Consider the following 24,422-nt stretch of genomic DNA (forward strand, 5'->3'; position numbering starts at 1 on the left):
AACCGGAGGTATGATCGGTGAGACCCTGTCCGGTCTCGGGGTGCTGTTCGCGCTCGGGACGGGGCTCTCCGCCGGCGTCCTCGCGGCGCTGTCGTGGCGGGTGTTTCGCGGGTCCCCGGTGGGATCGAGCCTCGCGACGCTCGCGGCGGTGATGTCGCTCGCGACGATCTATCACACGTCGGTGCTGGTCACCGGAGCCGAGGCTCACGAGCCTGGACTCCTCGGCACCGCGATGTATCTCGCTGCACTCGGCGCGTGCTACGTCATCGTCCGCACACATCGGCGGATCGCCGTTCCGATCCGGGGCTACCGCCGGTTCGCGCTCCTCGCGGTCGTAGGTGGAGTGGGCTTTGCCGTCGGCGGATTCACGACGAAGCTCCTCCTCTCCGAAGCGGTCCACTGGGTACACGGCGGCTCCGCGCTCTTCCTTTGTGTCGGACTCTACGGCACGCTGGAGACTCACCTCGGGAACGACCGGTGGCTCGACCGGCTCGTCCGGGAGCCACACAGGGCGCGCTCGGCGGAGTGGATGCGTCCGCTCGACGACGCGATCCTTGAGGTGCTCTCCCGGTCGGGGCTGGTGCTCACTCCCGCAGTGATCGCGTTCAACCTCGGCTACAGCCGCGAGGAGGTGAACCGACGGATCCGCAAACTCGAAGAGCGCGGGTTCGTCGAGCGGATCGAGCGTGGGAAGTACAGGCTCGCGACGAGGGGCGAACGATCGCCTCGCTATCCCACCCGAACCGACGGGCACGGCACCGCGACCGGCCGGTCCTCGGACGATCGAACCCCGGATTCCTGATACCGGAGAAACGGTCCGGACACCAGTAGACCGAAGCGTCGTGGGGAGAGACCCACTCCATGCACGTCGCCGTCATCGGCGGAGGAGGAACGATCGGGTCGACCGTCGCCTACGACCTCGTCACCGGACAGCACGCGGTCGACGTCACCCTGATCGACACGGACGAGGACGCCGCCTACGGCCACGCGACCGACATCCGCCACGCGACCCGGCACGTCTCGCACCCGACCGGCAGAGCGTCGAGGGGTCGCTACGGAACGATCGAACACGAACCGCCGGGTCCCGACGCGCTCTCCGGAGCGGACTGCATCGTCGTGACCGCGAGCGCACCGCGCGTGAGCGGCGGGGCCGAGCGCGGTGGCCGGATGACGTTCCTCGATCGGAACCTCGGGATGGCCGAGGAGGTAGGCGGCTGGCTCCGGGAGGTCGAACCGAGAGCGCTGCTCTGCGTGACGAACCCGGTCGATCGGATCACACACCGCCTCTGGGCGGAGAGCGGGTGGCCCCGCGAGCACGTCCTCGGCTACTCGCTCTCGGAGACCGCGCGGATGGCCGACTGGATCGCCGATCACGAGGGTGCCTCGCCGTCGGACGTCTCCTGTCCGATGCTCGGCGAGCACGGCGAACACCTCGTCCCCGCGTTCTCCCGCGCGACCGTCGAGGGTCGGCCGCTCGCGCTGACCGAAGACGAGTGCCGGGCGGCCCTCGACTTCGTCAGGGACGCGCCGTACGACGTGATCGCACACCGCGGTCCCGGGGACTCCTCGCGATGGGTGACCGGTCGCGGGGTCGCCGGCATCGTTGAGGCGCTCTCCTCGAACGACGTCGACGACCCAGTATGTCTCTCGGTCCCGCTCGACGGTGAGTACGGGGCGGAGGACGTCTGCCTCTCCGTCCCACTCACCCTCTCTCCGGAGGGGTGGAGCGAGATCCACGAGTGGGAACTCTCCGACTGGGAGCGCGAGCGGATGACTGCGGCCGCGAAAGCGGTGCGATCCTCGCTGGAGCGATAACGTGCGTCCCGCTCAGGCCGTCGGCAGATCGAGTCGCGAGAGCGTCTCCTGGGTCGGTCTCCCCTCCTCGTCCCACCCGCGAAACGCGTAGTACTCCTCGCGCATCGCCGCCAGTTCCTCCGGTGGGCAGTACATCCCCTCGCTCGGGCCGTCCGGGATCGGTTCGTGGGTGACACGCTGGGGGAGCGTGTCGGTCTCGCGACCGGCGACCCCGCGTTCGACGTTGATCAGCCGTTCGAGCGTGTAGACCCGCTCGCCGATCTCCTCTAGTTCGTCGACCGAGAGCTCCCACCCGAGCGCGAGGTTCACCGCGTCGCGATAGTTCTCGTTGACGTGGACGCCCCACCCACCCTCGCTGACGAACCGACACTGCGTGAGCGAGTCACCGAGCGCCGTGAAGTGCTGCGACCGGGCGGCGAACTCCGCGGTACCTTCTGTACCTTCGTCGTACTCGCCGCGGTACTGTCTGGTGGGGCGCGTGTCGTGGTGCGAGCCGCCGCGGTTCGAGGTGGCGTAGCCGATGCTCATCCCCTTGAGACCTCTAGGAGAGTGAGCGGCGAACTCGAGGCCCATCCGGCCGTGGACGAACGCCTCGCTCTCCTCTCCCAGTTCCTCGGAGAGTCGGGACGAGCCCTCCGCGAGCGCGTCGCCGATCCCCTCTCGGTGGGCCGTCTCCCTCGCTAACTCGACGAGCCCGTCGGCGTCCCCGAACTCCAGGTGCGGCGAGTCGTCGGTGAGCAGCCCCTTCTCGTGACACTCGCGGGCGAAGGCGACCGTGACCCCCCAACTGATCGTGTCCATCCCGAGCCGATCGCAGAGGTCGTTCGCCTTCATCACCCGTTCGATGTCGTAGACCTCCTGCATCGTCGTCGTCGCGAAGAGGCTCTCGAACTCCGGGATCTTCGCCCGCGTGATCCCTTCCGCCTCGACGCTCACGTGCTTGCCACACCGGACCGCACACGCCGCACAGGTGGTGTCCTCGGTGACGTACTCCTCTTTGAGCGTCTCGCCGGAGACCGCCTCGGCGTCGGCCTCGTCGGCCTGTTCGGACTGGTTGTTTCTCGTACCGAGCTTCCCCATCTCGTTGATCGGGTTCACCAGCCCGGCGGTCCCGTGGGTCTGGAGCATCTGCGTCTCGTCCATCAGCCGCCCCATCTGTCCGGTCGTGAGCTCTCGGAACTCGCTCTCCGAGGCGACCTCCGGCTCGAACGAGCCCTCTCGAACCGCGAGCGCCTTCACGTTCTTCGATCCCATCACCGCACCCGCACCGCCGCGGCCCGCCACGCCCTCCCTGTCCCGACCCTGGTGTAACAGACAGGCGTACCGGACGAGGTTTTCACCTGCTGGCCCGGCGGCGATCACGTGCGTCGAGTGGCCGACGCCCTCCGCCTCGCGAACCCCCTCGCAGGTCGCGTACGTCTCCTCGCCCGCGAATCCCTCGGCCTCCTCGATCCGGGCGCCCTCCTCGTCGACGACGACGTACGAGAGCTCCTCGGTACGTCCGTGGAGCGCGACGACGTCGAAGCCGGTCGTCTTCTGCGCCTGGGGGAAGCTCCCGCCGAAGGTGCTGTCGAAGAAGCCGTTCGTCATCGGGCTCACGAAGCCGACGACGCCGCGGCTGGTCGACTGGAACGGCGTGGCGGTCATCGGCCCGACGGCGAACGCGAGGATGTTCTCGACGTCGAACGGCCCCGCGTCGGAGGGGACGTGGTCGTGGACAAGCTTCGCCGCGAAGCCGTTTCCCCCGAGGAGGCGTCGCGCGTCGTCCGGTTCGATCGGTTCGCGCTCCGTCTTTCCGGTGTCCAGGTGGACGTGCAGGATCTCGCCGCCGTACGCCGGTGGGAGGTCGTCCGTCATACCCACACACTCGACGGTCGGGACCAAGGAAGTTCCGTTCGCAGGACCTTGACGAGCGACAGGGTCGTTCGACCACGAGCCGACGTGGCCCTCCAGCCACGAAACGTTTATTCACGCGTTCGAACGTGGTTGTCCATGCGAATCGGGATAGCCGGAGCCGGGTTCATGGCCGAGACACATCTCGCGGGGTACGCCGAGATGGACGTGGAGGTAGTCGGCGTCGCCGCGCCGAGCGATCCGAGACGGTTCGTCGAAGGACACGGCCTCGACGCGAACCCCTACACGGACGTCGCGAGTATGTGTGCGACCGAGGAGATCGACGCGCTCGACGTTTGTACGCCGACGCACACACACGTCGACGCCGTCCGGTGTGCTGGTGATGCTAACGCCGCGGTGTTCGTCGAGAAGCCGATCGCAAACACCCTCGACGGGGCGCGTGAGATCGCTGACGTGGTCGAACGAGCAGACCTAGCGTTCATGGCCGGGCACGTGCTCCGGTTTTTCCCGGAGTACGCGACGGCGGCCGAACTCGACATCGGCACCCCCGGAGTCGCGCGGGCTCGGCGGCTCTCTCCGTTTCCCGAGTGGGGTTCGGAGGACTGGTTCGCGGACCGGAAGAAAAGCGGCGGGATCTTCGTCGACCTCGCCATTCATGACCTGGACTACCTCCGGTGGTGTTGGGGGGAGGTCGAACGGGTCTTCGCTCGCCGCCACCGCGAACCACGCGCGGAGCACGGCTTCGTCACGCTCCGCTTCGAGGAGGGGGCCGTCGGGTACGTGGAAGCCTCCTGGGCACAGCCTGAGTCTCGCGCGTTCACGAGCGAACTCGAACTCGCGGGTGATGCGGGGCTGGTCGAGTTCTCGACCGACGGCGACTCCCCCTATCGACAGTGGACCGAAGCAGGCGAGCTGGTCGAGAGCCCGCACGCGAAGGGGGGCTACCGACGCGAACTGGAACACTTCGTCTCGTGTGTCGAATCGGGAACCGACCCCGCGGTCGGGGTACAAGACGCGACCGAAGCGCTCCGACTGGCGCTCGCCGCCGAGCGATCGGCCGATCGAAACCGACCAGTCACCGTATCGGAGGTGGTCGCGTGAGCGAGCGACGTAATCAGACGCGGGCACGCCGGGACGTGGCCCCGGAGGTGCTCTCGTGAGTCTCGAGGTCGGAATCCTCTCGGCGGCCCACGTCCACACCGACGCGTACGCGGCGGAGCTCTCCGGGCGAGGCGACCTCTCGTTCGTCGGCGTCACCGACGAGGACGAAAAGCGAGGGAGCGCCTGTGCCGATCGACACGGAATCGAGTACGTGGCCGATCCGGACGAGTTGCTCGATCGAATCGACGCGGGCGTGATCTGTGCGCCGAACGCGGACCACCGGGCGTGGATCGATCGTGCCTGCGCGGCGGGTGTCCACGTCCTCTGCGAGAAGCCGCTCGCACCGACGCTCGAGGAGGCGAGTTCGATCGTCGACGTCTGGCGCGAGTCGGGGGTCCACGTGGGCGTGGCGATGCCGTTGCGCTTCAGCGAGGCCGCAAAGCGTGCGAAACGCGCGCTCGAGGACGGAGAGATCGGCCCGATCGGAGCGATCTCTGGGACGAACCGCGGGAAGATGCCCGGCGGCTGGTTCGTCGACCCGGAGCAGTCGGGCGGCGGCGCGGTGATGGACCACACCGTTCACATCGTCGACCTAGTCGAGCACCTCACCGACCGGTCGGTCGCGGAGGTGTACGCCGAGATCGACACGCGATTCCACGAGATCCCCGTGGAAGACGTGAACGTACTCTCGATGAGTCTCTCGGACGGCACACCCTTCCTGCTGGACGGTTCCTGGAGCAAGCCCGAGAGCTGGCACACCTGGGGCGATGCGACCGTCGAGTTCGTCGGCTCGGAGGGGGCGCTCGCGGTCGATACGACCGATCAGTCGGTCGTCCACACCGTTGCTTCGGGCTCTCAGGCTGGCGTCCACACCGTCTCGCACGCGACGGATACGTCGGCAGACCTGATTGCGGATTTCGTCGCGAGCGTTCGAGAGGACCGCGATCCGATGACCACACCGGAAGACGGACTACGGGCGGTCGCGGTCGTCGAGGCGGCTTACGAATCGGCAGAGAGGGATGAGCCCGTTGCCGTCGAGCTCTAAACCACCTTCGAGACCCACTGACCTATCTACCGGTCGAGACTCCGAGCCCGACAGAGCGAGCTTCGATCGGAACAGTTCTCGGCGATCGGTCGTGGCATCAGGTCGGTGACCAGAACGTTTTCACTCACCGAGCGCGCGCGGGTAGCCATGTCGCTCAGTTTGCTCGTCATCGGTGCTCACCCGGACGATCCCGATATCAAGGCCGGGGGACTCGCGTGTGCGGGTGCGGCCGCCGGCCACGACGTCCTGTTCGTCTCGATGACCGACGGGCGGGGTGGCCACCACGAGGACCACGGCGAAGGGCTCGTGAGGAGGCGGCGCGAAGAGGCGGCTGCCGCGGCAGCGACTGCCGGGATATCCTACCGAGTGCTCGACACGCCGGACGGACGGCTCCGACCAACCCTCGACCGACGCGAGGAGCTCGTCCGGCTGATCCGCGAGACCGACCCGGACGTGGTCTTCACCCATCGAACGAACGACTACCACCCGGATCACCGCTACACCTCCCAGCTGGTTCGCGATGCGGCCTACACCGTGACCGTCCCGAACGTCTGCCCCGAGACCCCGATACTGGAGACCAACCCCGTTTTCGCGTACCTCCTCGACACGTTCGCCCGTCCGAACCCGTTCGAGCCGGAGCTCTTCGTCCCGATCGACGAGGAGGCCCTCGAACGGAAGTACGACATGCTCGACTGTCACGAATCACAGATGTATGAGTGGCTTCCCTACAACAAGGGTAACCTGGACGCGGTGCCGGAAGGCGGTGAGGCGAGACGTACCTGGCTGGAGTCGGATCCACACCCCGGACTGCGGAAGATGCGGGAGGCAGCCGACCGGTTCCGCGACGGACTGATCGAACGGTTCGGAGCGGAGCGTGGCCGTGCCATCGAGTACGTCGAGGCGTTCGAGATCTCGGAGTACGGGAGTCCCCTCTCCCTGGAAGTCGAAGAGGAACTCTCCTCACTGTAGCCGGACAGAGCCCGCGGCCTGATCGGGAGAGAGGACTGCTCGTCTGCGGTCACTCACCGACTCGAATCACGTCGCATCCGACCCGGTCCAGCGTCTCCTTCCCGGAATCTATCCGTATCCCTTCCGACCGTCCGTCACGGTCGATACGGGCGAGCTAGTCGGGCGAGGCTCCGCGTAGTGCTACGTATCCCGACAGTCCCAAGAACCGAACACCTATAGATCCGGATGGAATGTAGATCGCATGAATAATCTCGGAGATCACGTCCTCGTGACGGGCGGTGCGGGGTTCATCGGTTCGCACCTCGTCGACCGACTCGCCGACGCCGGGCACAGGGTGACCGTCGTGGACGACCTCTCGGGCGGCACCCACGAGTGGCTTCCCGAGGGCACGACGCTCGTGGAGGGAGACCTCACGGAGCGGGCGGTCGTCGAACGGGCGCTCACGGAGGACGTCGACTTCGTCTTCCACCTCGCCGCCTCGAAGCGGGTCGACACCGACCGGCCGCGCGAGCAGTTCGAGCGGAACAGCGAGATGACGTACAACGTCCTCGAACGGATGGACGAGGTCGGGGTCGAGCGACTGGGGTACACCTCCTCGTCGACCGTCTACGGTGACGCTCCCCGGCCGACGCCGGAGGACTACGCCCCGCTGCACCCGATCAGCGTCTACGGGGCGAGCAAACTCGCCGACGAGGGGCTGATCTCGACGTACGCTCACTCTCACGGGCTCCGGGCGTGGACGTTCAGGTTCGCGAACATCGTCGGACCAAGGCTCAGGGGGGCGGTGATCCCCGACTTCATCGAGAAGCTCCGGGCGGACCCCGAAACCCTCGAGATCCTCGGAAACGGCCGCCAGGAGAAGTCGTTCATGCACGTCTCCGACTGCATCGACGCGATGGCCTACGCGATCGGTCACGCCGACCGGCCGATGAACGTCCACAACCTGGGCACCCGAACGACGACGTCGGTCACGTCCATCGCGGATATCGTCGCGGACGCGATGGGTCTCGATCCGACCTACGAGTACACCGGCGGCGACCGGGGCTGGACAGGCGACGTCCCGAAGATGTGTCTCTCGATCCAGAAACTCGCCGTGCTGGGCTACGAGCCCGAACTCTCGAGCGACGAGGCGGTCCGCCGGGCGGCAGAGGAGCTCCTGGAGGGGATCGCAAACGATCGGGACGTCCCACAGGCGGTGTCGGAGCCCCCGCGGTCGGACGGCTGATCCGACCGGAGGGGCTCGAACCCGCATCGATCGACACCCGGGTCCAGCCGTGTCACGCCCGGTAGACGACGGCCCTGGCTCAGGCGGCTCGGCGAGGAGCGGAACCGATTCCTCGGTACCGGGTCCCGGACCGACCAGGGCGTCGGAGAGCCCCTCTCGACGGTCAGGGGGGAGTAGCAACGCCGGGGCTTCCCCTTCGATCGACTCGGAATGGGCTCGACGAACTTTCCGGCGGATCAGGTCTCGACCCGGACGAACGTCACCGGACAGGGTGCGGTCAGCAACACTTCCTGGGCGGTGGAGCCGAAGACCGCCTTCCCGCTGGGTCGTCGCTGGCGTCCGCCGATGATCACCCGATCCGCCCCGAGCGTCGACGCGAGCTCCGTGATGCGCTCGGCGCGATCGCCGACCACGCCACGGATCTCGTGGTCGATCTCCATCGCGTTCATCGCGCCGACGAGTTCGCGGATCGTCGCGTGGCGGTCTGCGACCTCGTCCGGGGTCGCCTCCTCGCTGTCCCGGTCGATGTGGAGTTCGCCGAGCAGCTCGTCGTACTCCTCCTCGGTGAAAACGTGGGCCAGCACGACCGTCGCGCCGGCCGGCGCTGCCACTTCGATCGCCGCCTCTGCGAGCTGCTCGACGCGTCCGGAGTCCTTCGGCCCGACCGCCAGCAGGATCGTTTCGAGCGTCATGCTATCTATGCACAGTGAGACACCATAAAACTCCAGTTCGGACGGCGCGCGACGGCTTCCGGAGCGACCCCCGAGGACGACCCGTCGCGTGGCTCGATTGAGTCCCCCGGATGCGCGCTCGGGGGTGGCGAACGCGAAGGTACCGGCCGCGGCCGACGCTCCGGTCACCGACTCGTGTCCCCGGGCCGTCAGCCGTCCGGTCGGATTCGAGAACCGTCTCCCCGTGAGAGAGAGTCGCTGGCAGCAGCCTGATGGGAACCCCATACTGTCGGCCTACCGGGAGTGACGGTGCTCGACAGCTCGAGAGGGCGGACGCCCGACGACGACACACGGCCGAGAACGCGAACAGGTCCCGGAACCGTAGAAAAATTTAATGATTAATCGTGTTGTATAGATCCGCCATGGAGTACGATCCATCGCGAACGACCGGACGTGGAAAGACGCTGGGACACTCGTCGACCCCGGGAGGAAGCGTGCTCCCGACGAGGGAGGTGGCGCCGTTTGTCGGGAGACCGTCACTAACGAGGTACGCGAACTGGGAGGACCGCCGTGACGTGATGCGTCACAGCGCCGCCGAGGCGCGGGCGCTCAGGGCGGGCCGGAGAGGGAGGAGACCGTCGTAGGGTGCTCCGGTGTACGGGCACGGTCCCGATGAGAGCGTGAGGGGCAGTTCGATTCGAGGTTTCCGGTTCGTTCCGCGCCGACGGTGTGCGTCGGAACCCGATCCTCGGTGAGAGCGATCGCCACTCGATCCGGGGAGTTCCAGGCAATTCCGTGGGGCTCACGAACACTCAAGCCTGCCTCGGCTGAAGGGGCGAGTCGTTCGGGAACCCGCCGTGCGCTCAGCCACACACCACCTCCGCGAAGCGAACCGACACTGGCGGGACGGCCGCGGGAAGATACTGGCCGCCATCGCGGCCGGGTGGGCGCTCTCGATCGGCGTTCGGCTGGCCTATCCGGTCATGCTCCCCTACCTGCAGACCGCCTACGGGCTCACGCTCACGACCGCCGGCTTGCTGTTGAGCGTCCTCTGGATCGCCTACGCGCTCGGCCAGCTCCCGGGGGGTCTGCTCGCCGACCGGATCGGCGAGGGGACGACGATGGTCCTGAGCATGGCGCTCGCGGCGGGGACGCTCACGCTCGTGATCGTCGGGGCGAGCGCCCCGGTGCTCTTTCTCGCGACGGCGCTGTTCGGTTTCGCGACGGCGCTGTTCGGCGTCGTCCGGATCACCGCGATCTCCGCCGTCTACCCTGAGCGGATCGGGACCGCCTTCGGGCTGATCTCTGCGGCAGGTGACGTCGGGAACACGCTCTTTCCGCCCGCCGCCGGCCTCGTCGCCGCGGCGGTCGCCTGGCAGCTCGGCTTCGGGCTCGCGGTCCCGATGTTCGCGCTCGTCGCGCTCGCCGTCTGGGTCGTCGTCCCCGCCCGGACCTCCGAGGAGACGCCCGGGGAGGGGCTCTCGCTCGACGCCGCTCGCTACCTCCTCGGAGAGCTGCACGAGCGCCCGATCCTGCTCGCGCTGGCGTTCCAGATCGTCGGCGTCTCCGTCTGGAACGCCTTCACGGGCTTCTTCCCGACCTACCTGATCGACGTGAAGGGGCTCTCCGCGACCGTCGCCGGTGGGGTCTTCGCGCTCTACTTCGCGCTCGGGATCGTGATCAAGCCGTTTTCGGGCACCGCCTACGACCGGATCGGTGCGCGCGTCTCGCTGGTCGTCATCTGTCTCGTCTCGGGCACCGGTCTGGTGGCGCTCACGCTCGTAGAGGGGTTCTGGCCGGTCGTCGCCGTCACCGCGCTCCTGAGCGCGATGCTCGGACGGGGGACGATCACCCTCTCGTACCTGACGGTCGCGCTCGCCGACGACGTGCTCAACACCGGTCTCGGCACCCTACGAACGATCTACATGACCGTCGGCGCGGCGAGCCCGCTGCTGTTCGGGGCGATCGCCGACCTCGGCTTCTTCGACGAGGCGTTTCTCGTACTCGCCGTCCTGACCGGGCTGTCGATCCCGCTCGTTCTGGCTCTCCCCGAGGTCTGATCCCGAGCAGGTCCGATCGGTGGGAGTTATTATCGGTCGTTCGTGATACTCCGAGTGAGCTATGGCGACGACGAAGGAGATACTGGACCACCACTGGGCGGCGTTCACCGAACAGGACCTCGAGGCGATCATGGAGGACTACGTCGACGGATCGGTCGTTATCACGAACATGGGGACGTACACCGGACTCTCGGAGATCGAGGGACTGTTCGAGAGCCTCTTCGGGGATCTCGGCCAGACGGGCTCGACCCTGAAGCTAGAACAGGAGGAGATCGACGGCGAACTCGCCTACGTCGTCTGGAACGGCGAGACGCCCGACAACAACTACGAGTTCTGCACCGATACGTTCCTCATCAGGGACGATGCCATCGTCTCACAGACGTTCGCCGGGCTGGTCGAGCCGAAGTGAGACCTACCGGCGAGGCGAACTCGGATCGACACCCGAAGCGACGTCGCGCCCACCTGCTCTCACGCTCACACGAACTCCGAGGTTCCGGAACGCGAACGACTTAGACCGGGGGGTCGGTCCACGGGCACATGGCTTCCGACACCGATCTCGCCGAGGTATCCAGAGCCGTCGACGAACTCGAACGGGAGGCGGTCGAGTTCCTGCAGGCGATGGTTCGGACCCCGAGCGTCAACCCACCGGGTGAGTACACGGCGATCCTCGACCGCCTCCGCGAGCGGTACGAGGGTTACGGCTGGGAGGTCGACGTCGTCTGGGCTCCCGAGGAGCTGTGTTCGGAGCTCGGACTCGAGCACCCGCGTCCGAACGTCCTCGCGTCCGTCTCCCGGGGCGAGGGGCCGACGATCGCGCTCAACGCCCACATCGACACGGTACCGGTCGACGAGTCGAAATGGAGCTACGACCCGTTCGGAGCGGAGATCGACGACGGGCGGCTCTACGGCCGGGGCGCTCGCGACTCGAAGGGACGGATCGCGGCGTACACGCTCGCCGCCCGCGCGCTCGAGGAGAGCGGTCTCCTTCCAGGAGACGCGACACTCGTGCTCGCGCTGACCGCCGACGAGGAGACTGGCGGCGAGGCGGGTGCCGGCTACGTCGTCGAGAGCGGTGCGCTCGAACCCGACTACGCCATCGTGGAGGGGAGTACCTACGCGGTCGAGTACGCCTCGTCCGGCGTGCTCACGTTCCGCGTCCACGTCGACGGCGTCTCCGCACACGCCGGCCTCGAACCGGAGACGGGAGCGAACGCGGTCGTCGGTGCCTCGCGGATCGTCGCCGAACTCGACCGCTACGGGAGGGAACTCGCCGGAGCGGAGAGCACGGTGCCCGGCGTCGGGAGTGCGACCTGCACCCCCTCGGTGATCGACGGCGGCGTGAAGAGCAACGTGGTACCGTCGTCGTGTTCGGTCGTCGTCGATCGCCGGGTGCCGCCGGATCACGACGTCGAGAGCGCGGAACGGGAGTTCCGGGCCGTGGTAGAGGCGGTCGATCTTCCACCGGGGACGACAGCAGCCGTGGAGACGCTTGGCGGGACGAAGCCGTTTCTCTCCGCCCCCGATGACCCCCACGTCCGAGCGGTCAAACGCAACGCGGACGCGGTCTTCGGGGAGGTCCCGGTTCGCGGGACACGTGGCGGATCGGATGCCGGTCACTTCCACGCGGGCGGGGCCGCGACGCTCAAGTTCGGCCCCGGCGGGACGGACTCGAACGTCCACGGCCCGGACGAGAACCTCTCGCTCTCACAGCTCCGGGACGCGGCCGTCGTGGTGGCCGCGAGCGTTCGGGAGATCGCTCGCGGCGTGGACTGATACGGACTGCTGTACCTGGGTACCGCTCGGACCGAGCGGTGGGTACCGGTCTGGCCGGTACGGACTACAGCAGTCCGTACGAGCCCGTCACCGGACGACCGTGACCGGCACCGGCGAGCGCCGGGTCACCGCCTCCGCGACGCTTCCGAGCAGGAGCCGGGAGATGCCGGAGCGACCGCGGCTACCGAGGATGATCTGGTCGACCCCCTCGTCCTCGGCGTACGCGATGATCGTCCGAGGGGTCTGTCCGGTCCGGGTCTCGGCCGTGATCTCGACGCCGTGTGAGTCGGCGACCTCTCTCACTCGCTCGAAGAGCTCCTCGGCGTTCTTCTCCTCGGCCTCGATGATGTGGCCGTAGTCGAAGTAGCCTTCCGTACCGTAGTGGTAGCTCGGGTTGATCACGTGGATCACCCGTATCTCGGCCTCGGGAAACCGGCTGACGGCGAACTCGACGGCCTTCTCGGACTCCTCGGAGTAGGTGACCGGGACGAGGATGCGTTCTGCCATGGTCAATCATGCACCATCGGGAGATACGTTCCACTCCCTGTTAAACTACACGTGGTTTCCCGCGGGCGACTCCTGCGGGGTGGGACCTTTACCGTTCGGGGGCGAACTCCCCGAACGGCACCATCCCCGCTATGACCGAGAGACACGAATCCGACGGGACGGCGGACGGTCCGGAAGGGCGATCGCTCTCGCGGGGTGATCCCGTGATCGACCGCGAGGACGAGGATCCGAGCGACGGGATCGTGATTCTCACCCCCGAGGCGACGATCGCGGACTGGGAGATCCGGGTGGGCGACGAGCAACGCACCATCGCCGAGACGAACCCGGAGTACGATCCCCGGGAACCGGTCGTGCTGGTGACCTACGAACACTGGCTCGGCGAGGCCTGGCCCGGCTGGGAGGCCGCAGCACCACACGACCTGTTCGACGGCGTCTGCGACCGCGGCGTGAAGTTCTACTCCTTTCCCGCCTCCAGGCTGGCGGTCGATCCGACCCGAACGCCCCACGGGGAGCGAGGGTCCGGGGAAGAACCGGGCCGGATCGGCCCTGACGGAACCGGTGACGAGCGATCGAGCGATCCCGAGAGGGAGGGAGAGGCGATTCCCCGGAGGGGAGACGACGAGAACGACCGCTCCGGAGAGCCGGCCGAGGCGGGACCGGTCAACGACGAGGACGCAGTCGTCGACGGGGACCAAGCACCTGCAGAGGAGGAACCGACGCCCGGGGGACACACCTGGGACCCGCCGGAGTGGATCCTCGACCTGGAGGCGCGACTGGCCGAGAGCGCCTCGGTTTCGATCGACGCCGAGGACGAGGTCCTTCTGATCGAGACGCTCGGGGAGCGCTACGCGGTCGATGCGGCGGGCGATATCGACGGCGACGGGGCGCTCAGGACGCGGCTCGAGCCGGTCGTCGAAGAACTCTCCGAGGGCGAATAGAAACGTTGAGTTGGGTTCGCGTCGTTAGTGTACCGTTGTGAACCGTGTCGTGGTCCCGGTTCGGTATCCCCTCTCCGCGGGATCGAAACGGGCGTTGAGGGAGGCGTGTTCGGTCGCGGCGGAACGGGACGCCGACATCGTCGTCCTGCACGTCGATCTGTATCAGAACGGGCGAAAAGTACGACGAAGCACCCTTCGGGCGGCGGTCGAGACGGAGGTCGGCCCGCTGCCTGGCGCGGAGTACGTGATCCGATCGGGCTACCTCTTCAGCGAGACGATCCGCGAGGAGATCGACGCTCAGGACGCCGAGGTGGTCGTCATCGGTCGCGGGCGCGACGCGCTCTGGCGGCGGGTCCTGAGCAGAGCGACCGGCCGTCGGTCGCTCGCGGCGACGCTCTCCGAAAGCGTCGACTGCTCGATCATCGAGGTGAGCGCGTAACCGAGTCCCGCCGCCTCCGGTGTCCGGCCAATCGAACCGGAGAGGGCGTCACGCTCCGCTCGAATCGTCCGAATATCGGTCTCGGCGGGGATCGGTGGAAGTGGCGTCGGATCGCTCCGAGTGGTGCGGGTCCCCGTATCGGACCATCTCGAGCATCATCCGCTCGAACCGGTCCCCATCGACCGATTCGACGACGCGGGTGCGGGCCACCCCGTCGGTCACCCCGAGCTCGTCGACGGCGCTGTAGCCCCGCGTTATCCCGTCTCGGTCGTCGACGTCGACGGAGTAGGTCCCGGCTCGCTCGACGATATCGGGTTCGAGCAGCGTCGCGAGCGTCATCGAGTCCGGCTGGGCGTCACGTCGGCTTCGAGCGAGTCGTGGGCCGACTGGCTGTTGAACTCCCTCACGGCACCCGTGATCGTGACGAAGAACTCCGAGAGTGGCGTGTCGATCGCCTCGATCTCGGCGAACGTGTCGGCGCCGAACAGCGAGTCCCGTACCGTCACCCCCCAGTCGACCAGCGTCACCTCGAACGCCTCCAGGACGATGCGGGCGGCGTCCGGATCGACCCAGAAGTTGTACTCGGCTGCGGGCGTGACGTTGCCGAGCGTGTTCACCGCCCATGACCCAGACGTCGTCGAGCAACTCTGGGAGGGCGGGTTCTAACTGGAGCGCGAGCGCGACGTTCGTCACCGGTGCGATGCACGTGAGCGTGATCTCGCCGGGGTTCTCACGGGCGGTCCGAACGATCGCGTCCACCGCCTGCTCCTCCGCCGACGGGGTGCCGGTGTCCGGAAAGAGGTCGCCACCGAGCCCACCCTCCCCGTGGACGTACTCGGCGTACTCGTACTCCTTGCACAGCGGCGAGCGCGCGCCCTCGTAGACGGGGACATCGTCGGCTCCCACGAGGCCGAGCGTGTACTTCGCGTTCTCGACCTGGTGTTCGAAGGGGACGTTCCCGGCACAGATCGTCACGCCCTCGAGGTCGACGCGATCGGAGAGCGCCGCGAGGAGGATCGCCTGTGTGTCGTCGCCCGCGGTGTCGGTGTCGAGTAGCATTCGACGAAGGGTCTCGGAGCTCACGGTCCGTCGATCGCACGCAGGGACGAAAAGGTTCGTCTCCGGGAGGGACGACGCCGGCTGCCGTCTCGTACGATCCCTTCAGTCGGGTTCGAGTTCCGACCAGAGCATGCAGTGATCCGACGCACGGTGGGCCAGGTCGGTCAGCTCCGACTCGTCAACGGGGTGCGGCCAGAAGACGGCCGAGTCGACGATGTCGAAGTGTTCCGACGGGAGCACGTAGTCGGCCGCCGGCACCGCTCGCCGCCGCTCTTCACGCAACGCCGGTCGAGACGAACGCCGCTCCGCCGAGTCTCACAGGGATCATCGTAGGAGTTCATAGTTCCTCGATTTCGAATCTAACGAGACCGATGAGACGTGTGCTTGAGAGATCCGGCCGGCTACGATGATCCCTATCAGTACCTGCCGTCGACCGGGTCCCCTCGAAGTGACGCGGTTCGAGTTCATCGGCCTCCTCCGTCCGCGAGGAACTCCTGTCGACCCACGGTGGCGTTGTCGAGGACGACGATGTCGTTCACCGTCACTCAGTCGCCGTGACCGCCGTCCTCGTCGTGATGGAGGACGACGGTCACGGTCTGTGTCTCCGTGAGCGGTCGGTCGAGCGAGAGTGCTCCATCGAACGTCTCGTCCGCGGCGATCGGCTCGCTCGTCCCGACCACGTTCATGCCCGCCTCGTACGCGACGACCAGGAAGTCCTCGTCGGTGTACGTCGCCTCTTCGATATCGAGGCTCCGGATCGCACCTCGATCGCCCTGTCGCTGGACGTGCACTGCGGCAGCTCCGTCGAACCCGTCGGCAGCTACGACCTGCGCCAGGGGTTCGCTCGTCATGGTACGACCCAGCGTGTGGTACCGGGCGTACTAGTTTCGACAACTACTAGTATTTCGAATATGTACGACATGACTGGATCGAAAAGCGTCCGAGCGGCTACTCGTCGGAGTCGTAGTGTTCACCGGCGGCCGAGGGCATGCGGGTCCGACCGACGAACGTGAGGACGACGAGCACCGCCACGTAGGGGATGATACCGACCAGCGTCGCCGAGACGTCGAAGCCGGCGACCTGCTGTAGCTGCAGCTGTAACGCGTCGAGTCCGGCGAAGAGGAATGACGCGAGGAACGCGCCGACGGGGTTGTAGTTGCCGATGAGGTAGGCAGTGAGCCCGATCCAGCCACGACCGTCGACCATCGTGTCGCCGCTGCCGACGAACTGCCCGGTGTTGAGTGCGAGCCCGGCGCCGCCGATCCCGCAGTAGACCCCCGAGAGAAGGACGCCCGCGTAGCGGACCTTGCGGACGTCGACCCCGGCCGTGTCGAGGCTCTTCGGGTCCTCGCCGCTTGCCTCGATCCACATGCCGAACGGTGTTCGATTGAGGAGATACCACGAGAAGGGCACCGCCAGGACGAGTAGAACTACCGGCGGGGTGGCCGAGAAGAGCGGCCCCACGCTCGGGAGCTCCGCGAGCACCGGGACCTCCCAGACCGGGAAGGTGCCGACGCTCGGGCTGTTGGTCCGGTCCCAGATGATGATGCTCGCGAACGGCGCGAAGCCGAGCGCGATCAGCCAGACCGCGAGCCCGGCGATGATCTGGTCGGCTTTGAACTCGATGCAGACGACCGCGAACAGCAGGGCGACGGCCGTGCTCGCGAGCACCGCGAGTCCGAACGCGAGCCAGACGTTCGCGCCGATCGGCGTCGCCGCGAGTCCCCACGCGCTCGCGACCGCGGCGAACGCGCCGATGATCAGCAGTCCCTCGAGGCCGATGTTGATGACGCCGGATTTCTCGGCGAAGATACCACCCATCGCCGCGAACGCGATCGGGACGGTAAAGCGGAACGCGGCGGCCAGGTACGACGCGCTGATCACGCCCGTGACGTCCGCGAGTAGCGATCGCCCGCCGTCGACGACCAGCCCCAGCACCAGGAGCCCGAAGAGGATCGCTCCGATCGCGAGTCCCTGTCGTCGGGTGACCAGCGGCGTGCTCACGACCCCTCACCACCGTTCGAGTTCCGGTCCGACGTGGATCGCTCAGCGTCGACCCCCTCACCGCCGTCCGTCGGCTCCGACGTGGATCCGCTCTCCCCCCTCGACTCGCCACCGTCGGTCGCGACGGGCTCGCCGCCGTAGCCCGCTCGTTTCCCGATCATGCGGAAGAACTCCGGCATCGCGATGAAGAGGATGATCAGTCCCCTGAGTACCTCGACGAGTTCGTTCGGGACGCCGAGCGAGAGGTCGATCGCGACGCTCCCGCTTTTCATCCCCCCGAACAACAGCGCCGCGGGGATCACGCCGATCGGGTTGTTCCCCGCGAGGATCGAGACCGCGATGCCGTCGAAGCCGAGCGGGGGGATGCCGTCCTGCCAGCGGTACTGGACCATCGTGACGTAGATCGCGCCGGCGACGCCGCCGAGCGCGCCCGAGAGCGTCATGCTGGTGACGACGTTGCGCCTGGCGTTCACCCCGCCGTACTCCGCGGCGGCCTCCTGGATGCCGCTGGTGCGCAGCTCGTAGCCCAGGACGGTGCGGGTGTAGAGATAGTAGATCCCGACGGCGACCAGCAGGGCGCCGACCAGCGCGTAGATCGAAAAGCGCGAGCCGTCGATCGTCGCCGGTAGCCGGGCGACCTCCGGTATCGAGTGGGTCTGGACCGAGTCCGTCTCGAGGTTCCCGACGTGGTTTTGGACGAGCCAGAAGGCGATTCCCATCGCGATGAAGTTGAGCATGATCGTCGTGATCACCTCGTGGGCGTTCGCGTACGCCTTCATCAGCCCCGGGATCATCCCCCAGACGCCGCCGACGAACGCACCGACGACGACCCCCGCGGGGATCGCGAGCAGCGTCCCGAGCGCGTTCTCCGGGACGACTTCGCCGAGGAACAGAACGGTCAGCGCGGCCGCCAGTGCCCCCAGCACCATCTGGCCCTGCGTACCGATGTTGAACAGCCCCGCGCGGAAGGCGACCGCGACCGAGAGGCCGGTCAACAGCAACAGCGTCGTCTCCTGGAGCGTTCGACCGAGGGCCGTGAACGAGCCGAACGCCCCAGCGACCATCGTCGAGTAGACCTCGATCGGGTTGTAACAGCCGTAGCCGAGGCCCGGGAGCAGGATGAACGGATCGGGACAGTCGGCGACGAAGCCCGAGAGAAAGACGAGAACGGCGCCGACGACGACGGCGAAGACCAGCGCCGTGAGGCTGATCGCGATCCGCTGGACGGCCGTGGCCTCGACGAGCCGGTCGAGTGAGGCGTCCGCCCGGTCGCGCCAGTCGCTCAACGTCTCACCCCCCGGTCGATCTGACGACGTCTTCCCCCGAGCGTCATCGTCTCCCTCCGCCCGGCTCCCCGACCACCTCACCCCGTTCGATCCGCGCCCCGTCCGGGTCGAGCCCGGTCGGGCGTTCGCCCGCCATGAGCAAGCCGAGTTCCTCCTCCGTGACGCTCTCCGGATCGACGACGGCGACCACCTCACCGTCGTGCATCACAGCGAGTCGATCGGAGAGGCGTCTCACCTCGTCGAGTTTCGAGGAGACGAGCAACACGGCCTTTCCGTCGGACCTGAGCCCGAGCAGGCGGTCGTGGATGAACTCGATCGAGCCGATGTCGACGCCGCGGGTCGGCTGGGCGGCGACGACGAGCGAGGGGTCGCGTTCGAACTCGCGACCGACGATGAACTTCTGCTGGTTGCCGCCCGACAGCGAGCGGGCGGTCGCGGCCGCGTCGGGCGGCCGGACGTCGTACTCCTCGATAACCTCCCCCACGTACGCGTCGGTTTGCCCCCAGTCGATCCGCCAGCCGTCGGAGAACGTCGGGAGCCGCTGACAGCCCAGCAGCCCGTTGCGCCGGAGGTCGTACTCCATCACGAGGCTCCGTTTCTGTCTGTCCTCGGCGATGTAGGCCATACCGGCTTCGATCCGCCGCCGTCGGGGCGCGTCCGTCAGATCGCGACCCTCGAACGTGATCGTCCCCGACTCGACGGGTCGGAGCCCGGTGATCGCCTCGACGAGTTCGGTCTGCCCGTTGCCGTCGACGCCGGCGATTCCGAAGATCTCCCCGGTGTGGACCGCGAACCCGACGCCGCCGATGGCCGTCACCCCGCGGTCGTCATCGACGACGAGGTCGTCGATCTCGAGGAGCGAGGAGCCGCGCTCGGACGGCGGCTTCTCGATCTCGAGGATGACGTCGCGACCGACCATCATGCTCGCGAGCTGCTCCTGGGTCGCCTCCGCTGCGGGGACCGTCCCGACGAGCGTCCCGTCCCGAAGGACGCTGATCTCGTCGGCAGCGCGCAGCGCCTCGCCGAGCTTGTGAGTGATGAACACGATCGTCTTCCCCTCGGCGATCAGCTCGGAGAGGACGGAGAACAGCGCCTCGACCTCCTGCGGGGTGAGCACCGCCGTCGGCTCGTCGAGGATCAGGACGTCCGCACCGCGGTAGAGCGTCTTCAGGATCTCGACGCGCTGTTGCTCGCCGACGCTGATCTCCTCGATGCGCTCGGTCGGGTCGACGTCGAAGCCGTACCGTTCCGCGAGCGCCCGCGTCTCCTCGACCGCACGCTCGGTGTCGGTGGCGAGCCCGCCCCACTTCTTCGGCTCGTCCCCGAGAACGACGTTCTCGGCGACGGTCATCGTATCGACCAGCATGAAGTGCTGGTGGATCATGCCGATCCCGGCGTCCATCGCGTCGCCGGGATCGTCGAACGCCCGCCGTTCGCCGTCGATCCAGATCGCCCCCTCGGTCGGCTCGTAGAGGCCGTAGAGGACGTTCATCAGGGTGGTCTTCCCGGCGCCGTTCTCGCCGACGAGGGCGTGGATCGTGCCGCGGTCGACGGTGAAGTCGACGTCGTCGTTGGCCACGACGCCCGGGAACCGCTTCGTGATGCCATCGAGGTGGACCGCCGGCACCTCATCGCCCACCCACGGGGTCGCCTCCGCTCGCTCTCCTCGTCCCGGCCCCTCTGCATCGGCGTTCGTTCCCATCGCCGTCTCAGAGGTCGTCGAGGGTGTTCGGGACCTCGATCTCGCCGTCGATGATCGCCTGCCGGGACTCCTCCAGGGCGTCGACGATCTCCTCGGGAAGCTCGCCCTCGAAGTCCTGGCCGACGATCGCTCCGACGCCCTCCTCCTCGAGGCCGAGGTCGTTTACCTGCCCGCCCTCGAACGTGTCCTCGACGATCGCTTCGATCGACTCGTAGACCGCGCTGTCGACGCGCTTGATCATGCTGGCGACGATCACGTCGCTGAACTCCTCGGCGCTCACGGACTGGTCGTCGTCGACGCCGATGGCGAACCGTCCGGCCGACTGGGCGGCCTCGAAGACGCCGCCGCCGGTGCCGCCGGCGGCGTGGTAGACGACGTCCGCGCCGTCGTCGTACATGCTGCTCGCGATCTCCTGGCCCGTCGTCGGGTCGTTCCAGCTGCCGGCGTACGCAGAGGGCGTCTCGATCCCGTCGTCGGCGTGTCGCGCGCCGGCGACGTAGCCGGCCTCGAAGCGCTCGATCAACGAGGTCTCCTCGCCGCCGACGAAGCCGACGGTCGCCTCCTCGGGGTCGGTCTCCCCGCCGCCGTGGGCGTACTCCGTCCCCGTGAGCAGCCCCGCGAGGTGGCCGACCTGGAACGAACCCTCGTGTTCGCGGAAGACGTAGCTCGCGACGTTCTCTGCCTCGACGACCGCGTCGACGAGGACGAAACGCGTGTCGGCGAACTCCTCGGCGTTGTCGACGAGGTCCGCCTCGTGGTCGAAGCCGATACAGACGACGACGTCGATCTCGTCGTCGCTGGCGAACTGGCGCTGCATGTCGTTCATGTCCGCCGGGGCGTCGGGTTCGGCGTTCTGGTACTCGATCCCGAACTCCTCCTGGGCCTGCTGGATACCGGCGTACGCCATGTCGTTGAACGACTCGTCGCCGAGGCCACCGGTGGAGTAGATTATCCCCACGGTGACGTCGGACGCCGGTTCGTCCTCGGCGTCGTCGGTCGTCCCCTCGTCGGTCGCCTCGTCGTCGGTATCGTCGACGTCCGCGGCATCGTCGTCGGTGTCGTCCGCGGGATCGACGTCGTCGTCATCGTCGACCAGACAGCCCGCGGTCGCGATAGTCGTCCCCGCGCCCACCGTCGTGAGAAACGCTCTGCGGCGCATAGTGGATCACACTCGTGCTCTCCCATATAGTTACACCACTCGGCCCCGATCATGTCATCACAGAATTAACTCCGTTTAGTGGACGTATCTCCCTGCGTCTACACCCCTCGTCCCGCAAGCGGTCGGTGGAAACGAGAACGATCGACCGACGGGCGTGTCCGACAGTAGGTCGAGCGGCCTGCACCCGGAGGGATAGTCTTCGTCTACCGGGGGGTGCCGTTTCGATACACTCGGGTACGAGGATCACGTCGTCATCGGCGCGCCAGTTCTGCACGTCGGCGTACTCCAGATGGACGGTGCCTCCGGTGTCCTCGCCGGCGGCTATAACGATCCGGACGCTCACCCCGGTCGTGGACGGACCTGCCCGACAACGGTATCGGGGCCGGGCCCCGGTCGTCGGCGAAGCTAGAACGACGCGGTCGCGTACGTTCAGGTGGACGTATCAAGGTCGACGTCCCCGAAGTTCGTGAGCACGACGTAATCATCGTCCGGGTCGTCCGAGTCGGCGAGAGGCTCCGTCATCTCGAGCGCACCCGCCGCGTCGTCGGCCGGGTCGGCGTCGTCCGCTTCCTCGTCGTCCGATCCGATGTCTATCGGTTCTCGATCGTCGTCTGCCCCCCCGGTGTCGATTCCTCCCGGACCGTCGGCGTCGTACGCTTCGAGATCGTCCGCGCCGTCACTCACGGGCGTCCCCTCGTCCGCGGGCGCCTCCTCCGACGATCCCGGGAGGCCGCCGTTCGCGAGGATCAGGCCTCCGGCGACGACCCCGCCGAGGACCAGGACTGCAACGAGCAGGACGACGAGCGTCGGGAGGCCGTCCTCACCGCCGTCGTCCGGCGGCCTCCCGAGGGGCATCACCACCCTCTCCTCGTCCGAAGCGAAACCGTCCTCGATCCCGTCGCGTCCCGCCCCTGGAGCGGCCTCGTCGCCTCCGTCGTCGCTCCCGACGGAGTCTACCCCCCGGAGGAACTCCTCGACCGGCGGTTCGGGACCGTCCTGATCGGCTGCGGCGGGGCCGAACCGGTCCCGGTTGACGTGATCGACGACCGCACTCACCGTCTCCGGTGGCAGTCCCGCCCGTCCTCCTACCCGAGTGAGGTACTCGCCGACCGTCTCGTTCGGGCGTTTTTCGACGCCAGACCGTCGCTCGACGTCCGGGACGGAGAGCTCACTCATCCGTCGGAGGTGGGTCCTCTCTCGTCCGGACCGGCTCGATCGAAGTTCCCGACATCGTTACTTCGGGTAGAGGACCAGTCGACGAATAACCCTTCGTTGGCGCCCGTCGGGCGTGGAGTCGTCGAGCCCTGGGCGAGGGGAAGCCCGAACGACTCTCCCGGAGGGATCACAGATCCTCGACGGTGAGCCCACGCAACGTGGCTCAGGAGTGTTCCGTGTGGCGCGTGATCCACCGCCCGGTACGAACCCGATTCCCGGCCCGAGGTTCAGTCGCCGTGATGCGCGCCGGCCAGCGCCATCACGTCCTCGAACTCGCCGGTCTCGAGCACTTCCTCGTAGACGATCGCGGTGAGCATCCCGCCGGGGTAGGTCTCGCCGTTCATCACGTGGTTGACCTTGTGACAGTGAGCGGGGTAGAGCCCGGGGTCGCTGTCGGCCTCGAACTCGATCGTGTAGCGCTCGGCCGGCGCGACGTTCACCACGTCCTCCTCGTACTGCGCCTCCTCGGGGATCGGCGAGCCGTCCTTCTCGATGACGCGGAAGCGGTGGCCGTGCGTGTGGAACGGGTGTGCCTCGTAGCCGGCGTTCACGAGGTGGACTCTGACCCGTTCGCCCGACTCGACGAGCAGGGGCGAGCCCTCCTCGGGGTGGAGCGTGTACGGCGCACAGCGTCCGTTGATCGTGTACCGGTTCGAGTTCCGCTCGCGCTGGGAGAACTCGACGTCCTCGCCGGCGACGCGTCGGTGGAGCCGATCGTCCCAGTCCCGGAGCGTGAGGAAGTACTCCCTGTCTGGGGGTTCGTAGCCCTCGGGATCGACCCGGAAGATCCCGTACATTCCCATGTCGAGGTGGGTGCTCGTATCGAAGTGACAGTGATAGAAGTGCGTTCCCGGCACGTCGGCCGCGAGCCGGTAGGTGTGTTCCTCGCCGCCGCCGACCTGGTAGCCGGTCGTCGTCGGCGCGCCGTCGTCCATCCACTCCTTCCCGACCGCGTGGACGTGGACGGTGTGTGGCGTGCGGTGTTCGGTGTTCGAGAAGGTCAGCTCGACCTCGCTTCCCTCCCCGACCCGGTAGATCGGTCCCGGGACGCTCGGCTCGCCGTCGTCGGCCTGCCATGCCCAGACCTCGGGGAGTTCGATCGGTCCGGTGCTCGCCTCCTCTCCCACCAGCGTATGTCTGGCCGGCACCGCCCGGAGCACGGTCTCCCCACCCTGCGCGTTCAGGTCGACGATCTCGGGCGGGGCGGTGTACGACAGGTCCGGGTTCAGCTCCCGTTCCTCGTCCTCCTCGTCGTCCCGAGTCGCATCGTCGTCCTCGCCTTCCGGCTCCGGTTCGGTCTCCTCTCCGGCACCGAGACAGCCGGCGAGCAGCGTCGCGCCCGCCGCCCCGGTCAGTTTCAGCACGGTCCGTCGTCGGTCGTCGATGGATCGGACGGTCATCGGTCTCGTTCGGAGCTACCGTCGGTACCGATATACACGGTCTGGCGATTCTCATCGACTGAGAACGCCGATCCCACGGCGTGTCGGCACTCTCGAAGCCGGGCATTCGCCTGTCCGCGCCGCCCGTCGGTGGAGCCCACGCGCGGCCGGGTCGCGGGCGGTTCGAGTGGAACGGTGAGCGTCGAGATCGGACGGACGTG

At 67.5% G+C, this 24,422-nt stretch carries 23 protein-coding genes and 1 pseudogene; 11 read left to right on the top strand and 13 right to left on the bottom strand.

Annotation, left to right across the window (positions count from 1 at the left end; genetic code table 11):
- The first annotated feature begins 10 nt into the window (after positions 1 to 10).
- Together V2L32_RS18095 and V2L32_RS18100 are read left to right on the top strand one after the other, a co-directional pair.
- A complete protein-coding gene (locus V2L32_RS18095; RefSeq protein ID WP_331233955.1) occupies positions 11 to 802 on the top strand; it encodes a helix-turn-helix transcriptional regulator in 792 nt (263 codons plus the stop codon).
- 59 nt (positions 803 to 861) lie between these two features.
- Positions 862 to 1,815 carry a malate dehydrogenase gene (locus V2L32_RS18100; protein ID WP_331233956.1) on the top strand — a complete coding sequence of 318 codons (954 nt, stop codon included), beginning with the start codon at positions 862 to 864 and terminating at the stop codon, positions 1,813 to 1,815.
- Between the two features lie 12 nt (positions 1,816 to 1,827).
- On the opposite strand, the gene V2L32_RS18105 is transcribed toward V2L32_RS18100, so the two are convergent.
- Positions 1,828 to 3,672 (bottom strand): aldehyde ferredoxin oxidoreductase family protein, encoded by a 1,845-nt coding sequence (locus tag V2L32_RS18105; RefSeq protein WP_331233958.1) that lies wholly within the window; start codon positions 3,670 to 3,672, stop codon positions 1,828 to 1,830.
- 135 nt (positions 3,673 to 3,807) lie between these two features.
- Between V2L32_RS18105 and V2L32_RS18110 the strand changes: the two genes are divergently transcribed.
- From V2L32_RS18110 to V2L32_RS18125, 4 genes are all read left to right on the top strand, one after another.
- Positions 3,808 to 4,770 (top strand): Gfo/Idh/MocA family protein, encoded by a 963-nt coding sequence (locus V2L32_RS18110; protein ID WP_331233959.1) that lies wholly within the window; start codon positions 3,808 to 3,810, stop codon positions 4,768 to 4,770.
- 55 nt (positions 4,771 to 4,825) lie between these two features.
- Entirely contained in the window at positions 4,826 to 5,815 is a 990-nt protein-coding gene (locus tag V2L32_RS18115) for a Gfo/Idh/MocA family protein (protein ID WP_331233960.1), read from the top strand.
- 147 nt (positions 5,816 to 5,962) lie between these two features.
- Positions 5,963 to 6,784 (top strand): PIG-L deacetylase family protein, encoded by an 822-nt coding sequence (locus V2L32_RS18120; protein ID WP_331233961.1) that lies wholly within the window; start codon positions 5,963 to 5,965, stop codon positions 6,782 to 6,784.
- A gap of 241 nt (positions 6,785 to 7,025) precedes the next feature.
- On the top strand, positions 7,026 to 8,009 hold the full coding sequence (locus V2L32_RS18125) for an NAD-dependent epimerase/dehydratase family protein (protein WP_331233963.1): 984 nt from the start codon (positions 7,026 to 7,028) through the stop codon (positions 8,007 to 8,009).
- A 236-nt stretch (positions 8,010 to 8,245) separates the two neighbouring features.
- On the opposite strand, the gene V2L32_RS18130 is transcribed toward V2L32_RS18125, so the two are convergent.
- Positions 8,246 to 8,701 carry a universal stress protein gene (locus V2L32_RS18130; protein WP_331233964.1) on the bottom strand — a complete coding sequence of 152 codons (456 nt, stop codon included), beginning with the start codon at positions 8,699 to 8,701 and terminating at the stop codon, positions 8,246 to 8,248.
- 836 nt (positions 8,702 to 9,537) lie between these two features.
- Here V2L32_RS18130 and V2L32_RS18135 point away from each other — a divergent pair.
- The 3 genes from V2L32_RS18135 (at position 9,538) to V2L32_RS18145 (ending at position 12,513) form a co-directional block, all read left to right on the top strand.
- Entirely contained in the window at positions 9,538 to 10,740 is a 1,203-nt protein-coding gene (locus V2L32_RS18135; protein WP_331233965.1) for an MFS transporter, read from the top strand.
- 61 nt (positions 10,741 to 10,801) lie between these two features.
- Complete coding sequence (locus tag V2L32_RS18140) at positions 10,802 to 11,149, top strand: nuclear transport factor 2 family protein (RefSeq protein WP_331233966.1); 348 nt, start codon at positions 10,802 to 10,804, stop codon at positions 11,147 to 11,149.
- Between the two features lie 128 nt (positions 11,150 to 11,277).
- Positions 11,278 to 12,513: a M20 family metallopeptidase gene (locus V2L32_RS18145; RefSeq protein WP_331233968.1), complete on the top strand. Its 1,236-nt coding sequence runs from the start codon at positions 11,278 to 11,280 to the stop codon at positions 12,511 to 12,513.
- Between the two features lie 87 nt (positions 12,514 to 12,600).
- Here V2L32_RS18145 and V2L32_RS18150 read toward each other — a convergent pair whose 3' ends face one another.
- A complete protein-coding gene (locus V2L32_RS18150; protein WP_331233969.1) occupies positions 12,601 to 13,020 on the bottom strand; it encodes a universal stress protein in 420 nt (139 codons plus the stop codon).
- Between the two features lie 131 nt (positions 13,021 to 13,151).
- Here V2L32_RS18150 and V2L32_RS18155 point away from each other — a divergent pair, with 131 nt between their 5' ends.
- Positions 13,152 to 13,958, top strand: coding sequence for a hypothetical protein (locus V2L32_RS18155; protein ID WP_331233970.1), 807 nt, complete (start codon positions 13,152 to 13,154; stop codon positions 13,956 to 13,958).
- Between the two features lie 37 nt (positions 13,959 to 13,995).
- The gene (locus V2L32_RS18160) at positions 13,996 to 14,397 is read left to right on the top strand and encodes a universal stress protein (RefSeq protein ID WP_331233971.1); all 402 of its coding nucleotides are present in this window, start codon (positions 13,996 to 13,998) and stop codon (positions 14,395 to 14,397) included.
- Between the two features lie 48 nt (positions 14,398 to 14,445).
- On the opposite strand, the pseudogene V2L32_RS21175 reads toward V2L32_RS18160, so the two are convergent.
- The 10 genes and pseudogenes from V2L32_RS21175 to V2L32_RS18220 all read right to left on the bottom strand — a co-directional run bounded on the left by V2L32_RS21175 (position 14,446) and on the right by V2L32_RS18220 (position 24,222).
- Positions 14,446 to 15,456: pseudogene (locus tag V2L32_RS21175) on the bottom strand (nucleoside hydrolase).
- A 102-nt stretch (positions 15,457 to 15,558) separates the two neighbouring features.
- Entirely contained in the window at positions 15,559 to 15,738 is a 180-nt protein-coding gene (locus V2L32_RS18180; RefSeq protein ID WP_331233972.1) for a hypothetical protein, read from the bottom strand.
- 263 nt (positions 15,739 to 16,001) lie between these two features.
- On the bottom strand, positions 16,002 to 16,307 hold the full coding sequence (locus V2L32_RS18185) for a DUF7282 domain-containing protein (RefSeq protein WP_331233973.1): 306 nt from the start codon (positions 16,305 to 16,307) through the stop codon (positions 16,002 to 16,004).
- A gap of 97 nt (positions 16,308 to 16,404) precedes the next feature.
- Complete coding sequence (locus V2L32_RS18190) at positions 16,405 to 17,460, bottom strand: ABC transporter permease (RefSeq protein WP_331233974.1); 1,056 nt, start codon at positions 17,458 to 17,460, stop codon at positions 16,405 to 16,407.
- The gene (locus tag V2L32_RS18195) at positions 17,457 to 18,746 is read right to left on the bottom strand and encodes an ABC transporter permease (RefSeq protein ID WP_331233975.1); all 1,290 of its coding nucleotides are present in this window, start codon (positions 18,744 to 18,746) and stop codon (positions 17,457 to 17,459) included. Before V2L32_RS18195 ends, V2L32_RS18190 begins: the two co-directional genes overlap by 4 nt.
- Before the next feature lie 43 nt (positions 18,747 to 18,789).
- Positions 18,790 to 20,448, bottom strand: a complete 1,659-nt coding sequence (locus V2L32_RS18200; protein ID WP_331233976.1) for an ABC transporter ATP-binding protein — start codon at positions 20,446 to 20,448, stop codon at positions 18,790 to 18,792.
- Between the two features lie 7 nt (positions 20,449 to 20,455).
- Positions 20,456 to 21,607 (bottom strand): BMP family lipoprotein, encoded by a 1,152-nt coding sequence (locus V2L32_RS18205; protein WP_331233977.1) that lies wholly within the window; start codon positions 21,605 to 21,607, stop codon positions 20,456 to 20,458.
- Positions 21,608 to 21,656: 49 nt separating this feature from the next.
- Positions 21,657 to 21,950, bottom strand: coding sequence for a hypothetical protein (locus tag V2L32_RS18210; RefSeq protein WP_331233978.1), 294 nt, complete (start codon positions 21,948 to 21,950; stop codon positions 21,657 to 21,659).
- 86 nt (positions 21,951 to 22,036) lie between these two features.
- Positions 22,037 to 22,783, bottom strand: coding sequence for a DUF4129 domain-containing protein (locus V2L32_RS18215; RefSeq protein WP_331233979.1), 747 nt, complete (start codon positions 22,781 to 22,783; stop codon positions 22,037 to 22,039).
- A 266-nt stretch (positions 22,784 to 23,049) separates the two neighbouring features.
- A complete protein-coding gene (locus tag V2L32_RS18220; protein ID WP_331233980.1) occupies positions 23,050 to 24,222 on the bottom strand; it encodes a multicopper oxidase domain-containing protein in 1,173 nt (390 codons plus the stop codon).
- Positions 24,223 to 24,422: the final 200 nt, after the last annotated feature.

Source organism: Halalkalicoccus sp. CGA53 (assembly GCF_036429475.1).
GTDB classification, from domain to species: Archaea; Halobacteriota; Halobacteria; order Halobacteriales; family Halalkalicoccaceae; genus Natronorarus; species Natronorarus salvus.

Coding starts and splice junctions, on each gene's coding strand:
- V2L32_RS18095 (WP_331233955.1), top strand. CDS start 11: ATGATCGGTGAGACCCTGTCCGGTCTCGGGGTGCTGTTCGCGCTCGGG.
- V2L32_RS18100 (WP_331233956.1), top strand. CDS start 862: ATGCACGTCGCCGTCATCGGCGGAGGAGGAACGATCGGGTCGACCGTC.
- V2L32_RS18105 (WP_331233958.1), bottom strand. CDS start 3,672: ATGACGGACGACCTCCCACCGGCGTACGGCGGCGAGATCCTGCACGTC.
- V2L32_RS18110 (WP_331233959.1), top strand. CDS start 3,808: ATGCGAATCGGGATAGCCGGAGCCGGGTTCATGGCCGAGACACATCTC.
- V2L32_RS18120 (WP_331233961.1), top strand. CDS start 5,963: ATGTCGCTCAGTTTGCTCGTCATCGGTGCTCACCCGGACGATCCCGAT.
- V2L32_RS18125 (WP_331233963.1), top strand. CDS start 7,026: ATGAATAATCTCGGAGATCACGTCCTCGTGACGGGCGGTGCGGGGTTC.
- V2L32_RS18130 (WP_331233964.1), bottom strand. CDS start 8,701: ATGACGCTCGAAACGATCCTGCTGGCGGTCGGGCCGAAGGACTCCGGA.
- V2L32_RS18140 (WP_331233966.1), top strand. CDS start 10,802: ATGGCGACGACGAAGGAGATACTGGACCACCACTGGGCGGCGTTCACC.
- V2L32_RS18145 (WP_331233968.1), top strand. CDS start 11,278: ATGGCTTCCGACACCGATCTCGCCGAGGTATCCAGAGCCGTCGACGAA.
- V2L32_RS18150 (WP_331233969.1), bottom strand. CDS start 13,020: ATGGCAGAACGCATCCTCGTCCCGGTCACCTACTCCGAGGAGTCCGAG.
- V2L32_RS18155 (WP_331233970.1), top strand. CDS start 13,152: ATGACCGAGAGACACGAATCCGACGGGACGGCGGACGGTCCGGAAGGG.
- V2L32_RS18185 (WP_331233973.1), bottom strand. CDS start 16,307: ATGACGAGCGAACCCCTGGCGCAGGTCGTAGCTGCCGACGGGTTCGAC.
- V2L32_RS18200 (WP_331233976.1), bottom strand. CDS start 20,448: ATGGGAACGAACGCCGATGCAGAGGGGCCGGGACGAGGAGAGCGAGCG.
- V2L32_RS18205 (WP_331233977.1), bottom strand. CDS start 21,607: ATGCGCCGCAGAGCGTTTCTCACGACGGTGGGCGCGGGGACGACTATC.
- V2L32_RS18215 (WP_331233979.1), bottom strand. CDS start 22,783: ATGAGTGAGCTCTCCGTCCCGGACGTCGAGCGACGGTCTGGCGTCGAA.
- V2L32_RS18220 (WP_331233980.1), bottom strand. CDS start 24,222: ATGACCGTCCGATCCATCGACGACCGACGACGGACCGTGCTGAAACTG.